Annotated in this window: 14 protein-coding genes; 9 read left to right on the forward strand and 5 right to left on the reverse strand. The window is 32.4% G+C overall.

Features of this window, described 5'->3' with window-relative positions; genetic code table 11:
• Positions 1-6: 6 nt before the first annotated feature.
• Positions 7-684, reverse strand: a complete 678-nt coding sequence (locus MEFER_RS01905; protein ID WP_015790954.1) for a DUF7388 family protein — start codon at positions 682-684, stop codon at positions 7-9.
• 110 nt (positions 685-794) lie between these two features.
• On the opposite strand from MEFER_RS01905, the gene proS reads away from it, so the two are divergent.
• From proS to MEFER_RS01950, 9 genes are all read left to right on the forward strand, one after another.
• Positions 795-2,162: a proline--tRNA ligase gene (gene proS, locus MEFER_RS01910; RefSeq protein WP_015790955.1), complete on the forward strand. Its 1,368-nt coding sequence runs from the start codon at positions 795-797 to the stop codon at positions 2,160-2,162.
• A 77-nt stretch (positions 2,163-2,239) separates the two neighbouring features.
• On the forward strand, positions 2,240-2,914 hold the full coding sequence (psmB, locus tag MEFER_RS01915) for an archaeal proteasome endopeptidase complex subunit beta (RefSeq protein WP_015790956.1): 675 nt from the start codon (positions 2,240-2,242) through the stop codon (positions 2,912-2,914).
• A 192-nt stretch (positions 2,915-3,106) separates the two neighbouring features.
• Entirely contained in the window at positions 3,107-5,011 is a 1,905-nt protein-coding gene (locus MEFER_RS01920) for a beta-CASP ribonuclease aCPSF1 (protein WP_015790957.1), read from the forward strand.
• Positions 5,012-5,176: 165 nt separating this feature from the next.
• On the forward strand, positions 5,177-5,362 hold the full coding sequence (locus tag MEFER_RS01925) for a 50S ribosomal protein L37e (protein ID WP_015790958.1): 186 nt from the start codon (positions 5,177-5,179) through the stop codon (positions 5,360-5,362).
• A gap of 97 nt (positions 5,363-5,459) precedes the next feature.
• Entirely contained in the window at positions 5,460-5,891 is a 432-nt protein-coding gene (locus MEFER_RS01930; RefSeq protein ID WP_015790959.1) for a translation initiation factor IF-2 subunit beta, read from the forward strand.
• Between the two features lie 33 nt (positions 5,892-5,924).
• A complete protein-coding gene (locus tag MEFER_RS01935) occupies positions 5,925-6,707 on the forward strand; it encodes a hypothetical protein (RefSeq protein ID WP_015790960.1) in 783 nt (260 codons plus the stop codon).
• Between the two features lie 6 nt (positions 6,708-6,713).
• Positions 6,714-7,103, forward strand: a complete 390-nt coding sequence (locus tag MEFER_RS01940) for a DUF2209 family protein (RefSeq protein WP_015790961.1) — start codon at positions 6,714-6,716, stop codon at positions 7,101-7,103.
• Positions 7,104-7,153: 50 nt separating this feature from the next.
• Positions 7,154-8,083 carry a methanogenesis marker 7 protein gene (locus tag MEFER_RS01945; protein WP_015790962.1) on the forward strand — a complete coding sequence of 310 codons (930 nt, stop codon included), beginning with the start codon at positions 7,154-7,156 and terminating at the stop codon, positions 8,081-8,083.
• A gap of 359 nt (positions 8,084-8,442) precedes the next feature.
• Positions 8,443-8,871 (forward strand): hypothetical protein, encoded by a 429-nt coding sequence (locus MEFER_RS01950; protein WP_015790963.1) that lies wholly within the window; start codon positions 8,443-8,445, stop codon positions 8,869-8,871.
• Positions 8,872-8,874: 3 nt separating this feature from the next.
• Here the strand turns inward: MEFER_RS01950 and tfrB are convergent, their stop codons facing one another.
• The 4 genes from tfrB to MEFER_RS01970 form a co-directional block, all read right to left on the reverse strand.
• Entirely contained in the window at positions 8,875-10,344 is a 1,470-nt protein-coding gene (tfrB, locus tag MEFER_RS01955; RefSeq protein ID WP_015790964.1) for a fumarate reductase (CoM/CoB) subunit TfrB, read from the reverse strand.
• Positions 10,344-11,249: a calcium/sodium antiporter gene (locus MEFER_RS01960; protein WP_015790965.1), complete on the reverse strand. Its 906-nt coding sequence runs from the start codon at positions 11,247-11,249 to the stop codon at positions 10,344-10,346. Before MEFER_RS01960 ends, tfrB begins: the two co-directional genes overlap by 1 nt.
• Positions 11,250-11,262: 13 nt before the next feature.
• A complete protein-coding gene (locus MEFER_RS01965) occupies positions 11,263-12,477 on the reverse strand; it encodes a U32 family peptidase (RefSeq protein ID WP_015790966.1) in 1,215 nt (404 codons plus the stop codon).
• Between the two features lie 102 nt (positions 12,478-12,579).
• Positions 12,580-13,335: an ABC transporter ATP-binding protein gene (locus MEFER_RS01970; protein WP_015790967.1), complete on the reverse strand. Its 756-nt coding sequence runs from the start codon at positions 13,333-13,335 to the stop codon at positions 12,580-12,582.
• Between the last annotated feature and the right edge of the window lie 3 nt (positions 13,336-13,338).

The following is a 13,338-nucleotide window of genomic DNA, read 5'->3' on the forward strand; positions in this document are numbered from 1 at the left end:
TTTAATTTATTTAAAGGCATGTGAAAAGTTTAACAACTCTTTCTTACTCGGATTTACAGGGTAGCCAACAATTATTTCATTATCATCTTTAATTTTCTCTATAATCTCTTTATTATCCAAAGATAAAATAAAATCCTCCCAATTGCCGTTATAATTTTTTCTCCTTTGTAGGTAGCTTTCCATTAATTTTAAAACATTATCATCAATCTTTGTTGCATATGGGATATATACAGCCTTTTTTGAATTTATATTACATGTTTGTCCATAGAGATAATAGGCAATAAAATTGTTTTCTTCCACAATATCTTTAACAATCTTTTGAACTCCTTCAGTACCTACCCAAATGTTATCCCTATATTTCATTGCCTCTTTGATAACATCCAAAATTCTACTATTGCTTAATTCTTTCTCCTTCTTATTTAAATACTGCTTATTTCCCAAAACAATGCAAAAATCAAAATTGTAGGGTGAATAAAGCTCTAATAATCTAAAAGCATCAAGTTTCTTAGCTTGAATTGTCATAACAACTTTAGATATCTTTTCTAATCTTTCTAAAACATCTTCATCTCTTATATTTTCCTGCTCAGCATCAATAATGTAATAATCAAAATATTTTTCAACAAACTTTCCGAATTCTACAACATCATCATTTATTTTACTTGGCTTTATAGCAATGGCTAACATACGCTCACCATAAAAAAGTTTAAATAATTAGCAACAATTAATTAAGGAAATAATCATTTTTATAAAAAGTCTCTTTTAATAAGAATAACGCTTATGGTAAAGGTGATATCTTGGAATTTTCAGAATGGTACTCAGAGATATTAGAAAAGGCTGAGATTTATGATGTTAGGTATCCAATAAAAGGTTGTGGGGTTTATTTACCATACGGATTCAAAATAAGAAGATACACATTCGAAATAATAAGGGATTTATTAGATAAAAGTGGGCATGACGAAGCGTTATTCCCAATGCTAATTCCAGAGGATTTATTAGCTAAAGAGGCAGAGCATATAAAAGGATTTGAGGACGAGGTTTATTGGGTAACTCATGGGGGAAAAACTCCTTTGGATGTTAAATTAGCTTTAAGACCTACTTCAGAAACTCCAATATACTATATGATGAAGTTATGGGTTAAGGTTCACACAGACTTACCAATAAAAATCTACCAAATAGTTAATACATTCAGGTATGAAACAAAGCACACAAGACCTTTAATTAGATTAAGAGAGATAATGACATTTAAAGAGGCACATACAGCACATTCAACAAAAGAAGAAGCTGAAGAGCAAGTAAAAGAGGCAATATCTATTTACAAAAAATTCTTTGATACCTTGGGCATTCCATACTTAATCTCAAAAAGACCTGAATGGGATAAGTTCCCTGGAGCAGAGTATACAATGGCATTTGATACAATATTCCCAGATGGTAGGACGATGCAGATAGCAACAGTCCACAACCTGGGGCAGAATTTCTCAAAAACATTTGAAATTATATTTGAAACACCTACCGGAGATAAGGATTATGCCTATCAAACATGTTATGGAATATCTGATAGGGTTATAGCTTCAATTATAGCAATACATGGAGATGAAAAAGGATTAATTTTACCTCCAATAGTTGCACCAATACAGATTGTTATTATTCCACTAATCTTTAAAGGTAAAGAAGATGTTGTCATGGAAAAAGCTAAGGAATTGTATGAGAAATTAAAGGACAAATATAGAGTTCATATAGATGATAGAGATATAAGACCTGGAAGAAAGTTTAACGATTGGGAAATAAAAGGAGTTCCATTGAGAATTGAAATAGGTCCAAAAGACATTGAAAATGGAAAGATAACTTTATTTAGAAGAGATACAATGGAGAAATTCCAAGTTGATGAATCTGAATTAGAGGAAGTTATAGAAAAAACTTTAAATAACATTATGGAAAACATTAAAAATAGGGCTCATGAAAAATTCGAAAACTTTATAACCATCCTCGAAGATATAAATCCTGAGGAAATCAAAAAAATATTGTCAGAAAAGAGAGGGGTAGTTTTAATACCATTTAAGGAAGAGATATACAATGAAGAACTTGAAAATAAAGTAGAGGCAACTATTTTAGGGGAGACAGAATATAAAGGTAAGAAATATATAGCAATAGCTAAAACCTACTAACTAAATAAATTATCTATCTTATTTTCTTATTTTAGAAAGTTTTTATTTACATTATGTTAATATTTTAAGGTGAAAAAATGGATGTTATGAAAGGAACCACCACTGTTGGTCTAATCTGCGATGATGCAGTAATTTTAGCGACTGATAAAAGGGCATCTATGGGAAATTTAGTAGCAGACAAGGAGGCAAAGAAATTATATAAAATTGATGACTACATAGCGTTAACAATAGCTGGAAGTGTTGGAGACGCTCAGGCAATAGTTAGATTGTTGACTGCAGAGGCAAAATTATATAAAATGAGAACTGGAAAAAATATATCCCCATTAGCATGTGCCACCTTGTTAAGTAATATATTACACTCAAACAGGTACTTCCCTTTTTTAACTCAACTCATCATCGGAGGGTATGATTTATTAGAAGGGGCCAAATTGTTTTCTTTAGATCCATTAGGGGGAATGAACGAAGAAAAAACATTCACTGCCACAGGTTCAGGTTCTCCAATTGCCTATGGAGTTTTAGAGGCAGGATATGATAGAGATATGCCTGTTGAAGAAGGAATAAAATTGGCTTTAAAGGCATTAAAATCCGCAATGGAAAGAGACACTTACTCAGGAAATGGTATATCATTGGCTGTTATCACAAAAGAAGGAGTTAAGATATTTGAAGATGAAGAAATTGAAAAAATTTTGAATGAAATAACATCAAAATCTAAGAAAAAAACTACAAAAAGAAGCAGAAGGAAAAGCAAATAAATTAAATTAGAAAATGTCAAAAATGCGTTAAATCTATTAAATCAAAAATAAAATTTTTAAATCAAAATAAAAAATTAAAATTAATTCTATTTTTGCATAATTTTTTAGATTTTAAAGTTTTTTCGTTATAAAAATATTAAAATTTTCGATTTAAAACACTTAAGATTTTAAAAATTAAGGAGGAGGATTATTTTGTCAGCAGAGGAAATTTTAGAAAATCTAAAGAAGGAGATAATAAAAAAATCACCAAAAGAGGTGAAGATAGTAGATGTTCAGTTTGAAGGTCCTGAATTAGTAGTTTATGTAAAAAATCCAGAAGTTTTTACGAATGAGATTATCAAAAACCTTGCCAAAGATTTAAGAAAAAGAATTTCTATAAGACCTGACCCATCTGTTTTAGTTGAGCCTGAAATAGCTAAAAAGAAAATTTTAGAGATTGTTCCTGAAGAAGCTGAGATTACAAATTTTGTTTTTGATGCAAATACTGGGGAGGTTATAATAGAATCAAAAAAACCTGGATTGGTTATAGGTAAGGAAGGGAAGACATTAGAGATGATTAAAAAAGCAATAAAATGGGCGCCTAAACCAGTAAGAACTCCACCAATACAATCAGAAACAATTAAAGCAATTAGAGCTACACTTTATAGGGAGAGAGATGAAGTAAAAGAAATTTTAAGAAGAATTGGAAGGAGAATACATAGAGATATAGTTGTTAGAGGAGATTACTGGATAAGAGTTTCTTTTTTAGGAGGAGCAAGGGAGGTTGGAAGATCTTGCCTGTATGTGCAAACACCTGATACAAGGGTGTTGATAGATTGCGGTATCAACGTAGCATTTGAAGATAAGGCATTTCCTCACTTTGACGCTCCAGAATTTTCAATTGAAGATTTAGACGCTGTTATAGTTACTCACGCTCACTTAGACCACTGTGGTTTTGTTCCAGGATTGTTTAGATACGGTTATGATGGACCAGTATATTGCACAAGACCTACAAGGGATTTAATGACTCTACTGCAAAAGGATTATTTGGAGATTGCTAAAAAAGAGGGTAAAGAAGTTCCTTATACATCAAAAGACATAAAAACATGTGTTAAGCATACAATACCAATTGACTACGGGGTTACAACAGACATAAGCCCTACAATAAAGCTAACCTTACACAATGCAGGGCACGTTTTAGGTTCAGCTATTGCCCATTTGCATATAGGAGATGGGCTTTACAATTTAGCATACACCGGAGACATCAAGTTTGAAACTTCCAGGCTGTTAGAGCCTGCTGTTTGTCAATTCCCAAGGTTGGAGACATTAATAATTGAATCCACTTATGGGGCGTATGATGACGTTCTCCCTGAGAGAGATGAGGCAGAAAGAGAACTTTTAAGGGTTGTTAGTGAAACAACGGAAAAAGGAGGAAAGGTTTTAATTCCTGTCTTTGGAGTGGGTAGGGCTCAAGAATTAATGCTTGTCTTAGAAGAAGGTTATAATCAAGGTATATTCAATGCCCCTGTTTATTTGGATGGAATGATTTGGGAAGCTACTGCCATACATACAGCATATCCTGAATATCTATCAAAAGAGATGAGGCAGAAGATCTTCCATGAAGGAGATAACCCATTCTTATCTGAAGTATTTAAGAGAGTTGGTAGCACAAATGAAAGAAGGAAGGTTATTGATAGCGATGAGCCTTGTATAATATTAGCCACATCAGGGATGCTTACAGGGGGGCCGAGTGTTGAATATCTAAAGCATTTAGCTCCTGATGAGAAGAACGCAATAATATTCGTTGGTTATCAGGCAGAGGGGACTTTAGGTAGAAAAGTTCAGCGGGGATGGAAAGAAATTCCAATAACTACAAGAAATGGAAAAACAAAGTCAATTCCTATTAATATGAAGGTCTACACAATTGAAGGATTTTCTGGGCATAGTGATAGAAAGCAGTTAATTAAATACATCAGGAGGGTTAAACCATCTCCAGAAAAAGTTATAATGGTTCATGGTGAGGAAAGCAAGTGTTTAGATTTCGCAGATACAGTTAGAAGGTTGTTTAAAAAACAAACCTATGTGCCAATGAACTTGGATGCAATAAGAGTCAAATGAAATAGATGATTGTCAAAAGTTATATATAATTGTTTGAGTAAAGGTAAAGTTTAAATAGCATGATCTGCTATTATCTCAATCAATGTTTTTAATAATAAATTATTAAAAAAGAAACAAGTTATTAATGCCTTGTTTAAAAACACAAACATAATTTAAGGTGGAATTATGTCAAAAGGTACTCCATCAATGGGTAGGAGAAACAAAGGTTCATATCATATAAGATGTAGAAGATGTGGAAGAAGAGCTTATCATGTAAGAAAAAAGAGATGTGCTGCTTGCGGATACCCTAACAAAAGAATGAGAAAATACTCATGGCAAAACAAAAAAGTTAATGGTAAAAGAATAAAATAAATCTAATCTAAATTATTCTTTTTTTATTTTTATAGATGGATAGTTTTTTATATAAATTAAAAGTTATATTTTTTAATAATTTTATTTTGGTGATAAAATGAGCGACCTTGAGAGTATCGACTATTATGATTACAAGGCATTATTAAAGAGAGCAAGAAGTCAGATTCCAGAATACGTTTTCCAAAAAGATAGGTTTGAGCTTCCAGAAATTGAAATTTTAATTGAAGGTAATAGAACAATAATAAGGAATTTTAGAGAGTTGGCTAAGGCAGTTAACAGAGATGAGGAGTTTTTTGCCAAATATTTATTAAAAGAGACTGGTAGTGCTGGTAATGTAGAGGGAGGTAGGTTGATATTGCAGAGAAAAATCAGTCCAGAGTTATTAAAATCAAGAATAAACGATTTCTTAAGAGAGTATGTTATCTGTAGAGAGTGCGGTAAGCCAGATACCAAGATTATTAAAGAGGGAAGAGTCCATCTTTTAAAATGTATGGCTTGTGGAGCTATAAGGCCTATAAGAATGATCTAATCTAATAAATAAATTTTATTTTTAAGGGAAATTATGGAAGTAAAAGCCATTGAGGTCTTTAAAAGATATCTATCTTTAAATATTCTAAAAAAGATTATAATAACCTATTTTTTATGTTGGATAGGGTTTTTATTTTCATTTTCAGTAGGAAAGCTTCTTTTGTATCTATCGTCTATTTTGAAATCTAATTTTATAGCAAAACCTGCTGAATTAGCAAAAACTGTTGGAACTGCAAAATTTAATGCCGTTTCTTCTGCTATTTCAAGCACTGGAATAGGGAATATTTATTTATCCTATGCCCTTTCATACGTTGTTTCTAATTTTATGGGATGTTTAATCATAATCCTTGCTCTTGGAGCTATTGGTTACTTATCCAAAAAAGATTTAGAAAAAGCTAAATCAGATGATGAGAAAAAGATAATAATTAAAGATTATCAAAAATATCTATTAATACTGTTTATATTTACAGTCATAAATCCGCTAACAGGGCTTATTGGAAAAGATTTAAGCTATTATGATTTAATTGCTGTTCTTCCCCATGGACTTTTTGAATTTTTCGGGTTTGCGATTGCAGTTGTTGCAGGTGTTGAGATATCCAACAAAATACTCCCAATTGTTAAAAGAGAGACATCTTACAAAAGAATAATTGCCCTTACAATTTTTTCTTTTATATTTATTTTTATAGCTGGATTGTTAGAGCCATTTGATTGGTTTATATATGAGTATGCAAAATATTATGGAATTCCGCTAACATCCACATTTATAAAGGCTTATAAAAACCTATTTTTCTATTTAATCTCAATTTTTGAATTTTGAGGTGATATGATTAAAGTATTGGCAATAGATATCTCTGGAAGGCATCAAGAAAACGATATATTTTTTAGGGTTTATGCGGGGGTTTTGGTTGAGATCCAAGCAGATAGAATTGTGCACGTTGAAAAAATAGATGTTATGGTTAAAGAAGGAAAAACTCAGAAGTTGAGGGATATTGTTAGAGAGGTTAAAGAATTTATTGAAAAATTTGGAAATGATTTTGATTATATCTTATGTGAGAAAGGGGAGTTTTTTAATCTATCTAAAGATGTTGTTTCATCAATTTTAAAGAAAGAGGTTATATTTCCAAAGACAAGGGGAGAGTTTGAGGCAATTAATATAGCACATCATGTCTCTTATTCAGTTAGAAAACTACTTATGGAACGAGGTAAAAAATAAAAAGTTTGGAGTATAAGATAATTTTTGATTAAAAGATTTTGGTGGTTTTAATGTATGAGATTGTTAGATACGAAGGAGGGGTTTATAAAAACAACATCTTTAAAGAATGGATTGAAGACATTGGAGGATTCATTATTCAAGAGCACGTTATGCAGTTGGATGTTTATATGACATTGGCGATTCCTCAAAATGAGCTTGAAAACATTAAAGAGGAGGCAAAAAAATACAAAGGTAAGATTATAGAGACTCCATTAGCAGGGACTGAAATAGCCGTTGTAGCTCCAAGTTTGTCAAGGCATCATCTCCCACACACTGCATGTGATATATCAGAGTATTTGAGAAGGTTTGGAGCTAAACCAAATATGATTGGACTGGCAAGAGGCGTTGGGAAGGATATAGCCCAATTAAGAGAGAAAGAGAGGAGATTGATAGAGGAGCATGATTTGGCAGTTTACGTAATGGGGAATTTTGAAGCGTGTATTAAAGATAAAACCCATTTATTTGATGTAGATATTCCAGTCGTAGTTACTGGAGGTCCTGAAAGTATAGATATTCCTTATCCATACGTAGGAAATCTTGGGAGGAGAAGCCATAGGTTAAGGCATGGTGAGGAAATAAGGGCTTTAAGAAAAATGGTTAATGTAATAACGGAGCTTATAAATGAAAGGAGAAAAGAACTATCTTACGACCCTCCAGTTGTTCCTCCAGTAGTTGTTAAAGATGAGATTGAAAAACAGGTTGAGGAGATTTTTTCAGTTCTATCACCAATGCCTATTGTCACACAATTGGATGGTTTGAGGGTTAAATTAGATTATGATAAATATGCTGATAAGATTAGAGAGGTTAAAGTCAAAAATTATATGTTGGAGGATATGGCTGACATAAAAAGAAGTGAGATGAAAAACTATATATTAATAAAAATAAAACCAAAATCAGAGGTAGAGTTTGAAACAGTTTTAAGAAAAGCAGGAGAAAATTAATAATATTTTCCTTTTGATGAAACTTTTTATTTAAGAGGCATTGCTGAGCGTAGCGAGGCAATACATGCATGGGCACAGCCTCTATCAGATGAAATCCTACGGATTTCATTACTCGCCTATTGGCGATTGCTATACTCCAGAGCGGGGCTTCACTGCGTTCAGCACCACTTTAGTCTAAGAGGTATTATGAAGGGCTGAAAGCCCTTCCTTAATGCATCCGTTTTGGTCAACGCACCATAGGACTCACGCCCTATTGGTATACCCATAAGTTTTGATCAACCTTTTCTTAAAAGGTTGTTCGAGCAAGCTTTTACTAAAAGGTTGATGCACAAAAAATAAAATTTAATGAGGGAGAAACCATGGATAATTTTAGTTTCAAATGTTATGATATAGATGAAAAGGAAATTCCTATTCCTCCTGGCTTACCACAGTCAATAATAGCCAGATTAATAGAGTTATGTAATGTAAAATTTGACCTTAGAGAGGATGAGCTATATAATGTAAAATATCCTGTATTGATAGGAAAAGAGGAAAATTTAAAGGAGGCTAAAAAATATTTAAACTTAATTACAGAAGCTAAATTGGCTTTAAGAGATATCGCAAAATTGGCAAGAAAATTTAAAGTAAAAGCTAAGATATATACAGATGATGAGGATTTAAAATACATATTGGATATTTTAAAGAATGATATAGCCAATAAAGATTATATAGAGATTGTAGAAGAAATGCCTGAAGGAGATAAGGAAGTTATTGAAATTGGAGACAAAAAAGTTTATGTTGGATTATAAAAATTAAATTACCTTAGCTAATAAGGAGACGATATTCATAACTTCAATATCTTTTTTCAGTTTATTTTCTTCTTTAAACTTCTTTAAACTATCTTTTATGTGATATTCACAGAACGGGCAAACCGTAATAACTGCATCTACATTTTCGTTATAAATCATCTTCGCCCTTCTCTTTCCTATTAAATTGGCAATATCTGGTTTTCCACTCCTAACTCCTCCTCCAGCCCCACAGCATCTTGCCTCTATATCAACAAATTCAAGTTCAGGAATGGTCTGCAAAATCTCTCTTGGTTGCTCATATATCTTCTGCCCTCTTCTTAAATGGCAAGGGTCGTGATAGGTAACTCTCATTTTTAACGATTTGTATTTTAAAAGCCCTACTTCAGTTAAAACCTCTGTTATATCCTTAACTTCAAATTCTCTCTCCTTGTAATCATTTTTTAACGTGCTTCCGCATCCAGCACAGATGGTTACAACACAATCAACATCCAACTTATTAAAAATCTCCAAGTTTTTCCTCTTTAATTTCCCAGCAACATCTCTCTGCCCAGTTCTAAAAAATGGAGAGCCACAGCAGACTTGATTTTTTGGGATTACTACGGAAACTCCATGGGCGTTTAAAACCTTTATGGCATCTTTTCCAACATTTTGCAATCTGAAATCAACCAAACAGCCGGTAAAGAAAGCAACTCTTAGTTTCTCATTCTTGGCTGGATAGAAATCATTTACTTGCCTTAATAATGGAGTTTCCTCTTCAACAACACTCCTGTTATATTTTAAAACATTTTCCCTAACTTTTAAATGGTTATCTACATAATAACCTCTGCTAAACGCCAAAGCTCTTAATTTTTCTATTGCCTTATGGACAATATCAATCTCTCTTGGGCATACCTCAACACACTTAGCACACGTCGTGCAGTTATAGAGATTTTCAAAGTATGCAGTTACTTCCCTATTATCCTCATCCCTTTTATCAAATGCAAATCTTGCCAACTGCCTCATGAATGTAGGACCGGGATAATCGCTAACCTCTCGTGCTGGACATGTAGATAAGCAGGATAAACAATCAATACATCCTCTAAGCTCTTTATTCTCCTCTACGTATTTAGGTAGGATTATCTCAAGTTCTTCAGGATATTTTTTCCTTATGATATAATTTTTTATTCCCAATAATTTTTTGTAATACTCTTCTCTATCAACAATCAAATCCCTAATTACCTTAAATCCTCTTAATGGTTCAATAACCATATTATTTTCAACCTTTGTTTCACATGCTAATCTTGGCTCTCCATTTATAGTTACAGCGCAGGAACCACACTGCCCATTTCTACATGAAGCTCTAAATAAAATGTTTGCTCCATAATTTTTGTTTATATACTCTAAAGCCTCCAATACAGTTATATTTTCTGGAACTTCGTAGCTTTCAAAATATTCTTTTTTTCCATCAAATCTTTTAACTGTTATCTTCACCATTATACCATCCCCAAAGAAATCAATGCTATTATATACATTATTAAGAATAAAAGTCCTTGTAATCTTCCAATTTTTGAATATCTTGCAAACAAGTAAAGTAGAAGGCTCATAATCGCCAATATACTTATTTGAAGATGCTCTGGTGGAAGGTACATAAATAAGCTTCCGACGGCCAAAGCCCCTCCAATATCTGCTATGTTACTTCCAACAACGTTTCCTAAAACCATTCCTCCAAGCCTTCTTTTTGCTGCTGCTAAGGAAACCATTAATTCAGGAACTGAAGTTCCAAACGCTACCAGTGTAAATCCAATAATCCTATCAGAGACATTTAAAGCCAAAGCAATCTTTTTTGCTCCATCAATAAATAATTCAGCTCCAACTAAAACTCCCACTAAGCCCACGATTAACAAAACTAAGGAAAATGGCAATGATACTCCATTTTTATCTTCTTCACTAACTTCAACGTTCCCATTTTTTACAGTCCATCTTAAGTATATTAAAAAAATAGCTAATAAAATTATACCATCAATCCATGAAAAGCCGTTAAATCCAACAATTGCAGTAAGTACTACAAACAAAAGATAAACAAATATATTTCTCATCAAATTCTTATCAACTATTATTGGGCTTATGATCGCACTAAGCCCAAGAACTAATCCGATATTACAAATACAAGAACCAATCGCATTCCCTATGGATATACCGGGAGCGTGTATATATGATGCGTAGGCAGAGGTTAATATCTCTGGTAAAGAAGTTCCAATAGCCATGACGGTAGCCCCAATTGCAAAGTTCGATATATTAAAATGCTTAGCTATCCTTTCTCCCCCTAAAACAAACCAGTCACTACCAAAGTATAGTAATATAAGCCCTAAAAGAAAATAAGCTACTCCTAAAATCAGCATCATATCTCCCTATCTACTTTATCTCTTTTAATAGATAAACCTTATCTCCCTCTCTAACCAGATGATTTAATTTAACCCCAACTCTATCTCCTTTTTTAGCAATTTCAACATCTTTATGGTTTATTTGCATTGATTTAACCTTCTCTTCAATACATCCTGTAGTTTTTCCAATTATCAATATGGTGTCTCCAATTTTTAAATCATGCCACAATTCAATCTCTGCCACACTAACTTTTTTGTAAAAGTTAACAACTTTCCCAATCTCAACCTTTCTGTAATTTGATGCATTCCCCTCTATATCATATTGGAAGTCATGACCTTTATTTACATCTCTAAAGTAGAATCCAGTATCATAACCTCTATTATAAATTTTTTGAAGCTCTTTTTTAAAGTATGGGAGCTTTTCATAATAGCTACCATCTAAAACGCTATCTATAGCTTCCCTATAAACTTTCGTTGTTCTCATAACATAATCAGCATTTTTAGCCCTCCCCTCTATTTTAAATGAATCAAAAACTTCCATTAATTCTGGAATATGCTCTATCATACATAAATCTTTTGGAGACAGTAGATATTTTCCTTCACAAATTACTTCATAGGTGCCATCATGATGCTTGTTAATTAATTTCCATCTTCTTCTACACGGCTGTAGGCAGTCTCCACAGTTTGCATTCCTATCAAATAAATAAGCACTTAAAAAGCATCTTCCACTTATAGCCACACACAAAGCTCCATGAACAAATCCTTCCAACTCCAAATTAACATTATTTTTCTTTAAATTCTCTCTAATTTCTTTTATTTGGTTTAAAGTTAATTCTCTTGATAGTATAACTCTTTTAGCAAATTTTGAGTAAAACTTAGCTGTTAAAGAGTTTGTTATATTACATTGAACGCTTGCATGAACCCTCAGCCCTAACTCATTTGCCAACTGCATAGTTCCTAAATCGCTAACGATTACAGCATCAACTTCAGCAGAATTTGCAAAATCTAAGATTTCTTCAACTTTCTTTAAATCATTTTCATAAATTACTGTATTCGTGCAGAGATAGACCTTTTTATTGTTGTTGTGAGCATATCTAATACCTTCAATTAACTCTTCCCTTGTAAAGTTTTTTGCATTTGCTCTCATGTTTAGCTCTTTTAATCCACAATAGACTGCATCAGCTCCGTAATCAATAGCTGTTTTTAAACAAATTAAATCATTAGCTGGAGATAATAGCTCTACCATAAGCATCACTTAAAAAATTTTAAAATCTTTTAAATTGTATTTAAAGCATTAAAATAGATAATAGGCAATATCCAATAATAGCCTCATCATATAAAAAAGTATTTATTCAATAGGAACCACTACTGGAACTCCTCTAACACTTTCAATGTAGGCATCAACTCCATAAACAGCCTTAATATTTTCTGGAGTTATTATACTTTTATCCCCCTCGGCGTAAATAATCCCGTCTTTAAGCATTATAAATTTATCTGAAAATCTTAAAGCTAAGTTTAAATCATGCATAACCACAATTGAAGCAATGTTTTGAGATTTTGATACGTCCCTAATTAATTTCATAACTTCTAATTGATTTTTTAAATCTAAATTGTTTGTTGGCTCATCCAATAGCAAAATTTGCGGTTCTTGAACTAAAGCCCTTGCTATTATAACCTTCTGCAACTCTCCTCCACTTAACTCGTTGGTGTATCTTAAAGCGTAATCTTCCAAATTTAAAAGTTTTAAAACTTTGTGGGTTATTTCCAAATCTTTTTCAGAGACTTCCCATTTTATGTGGGGTTTCCTTCCCAGCAAAACTGTATCAAATACTGTTAAAAAATTCCTTTCAGCCCTTTGTGGAACATAACCAACTTTTTTTGCCAATTCAAGACCATTTAATTTGTTTATATCGAAATTATCTATTAATATAGTTCCTCTTTTTGGTTTCAAAATTCTGTTTATACATTTTAGGAGTGTAGATTTTCCAGCACCATTAACACCCAATATAGAAACAACTTCTCCTCTATTAACTTTAAACTTAATATTGTTCAATACTTTCCTACTTCTGTATGCAAATTCAACTCCATCAACAGAAAGAATCATTAA

The organism is Methanocaldococcus fervens AG86, from assembly GCF_000023985.1.
GTDB lineage: Archaea > AGJL01 > Methanococci > Methanococcales > Methanocaldococcaceae > Methanocaldococcus > Methanocaldococcus fervens.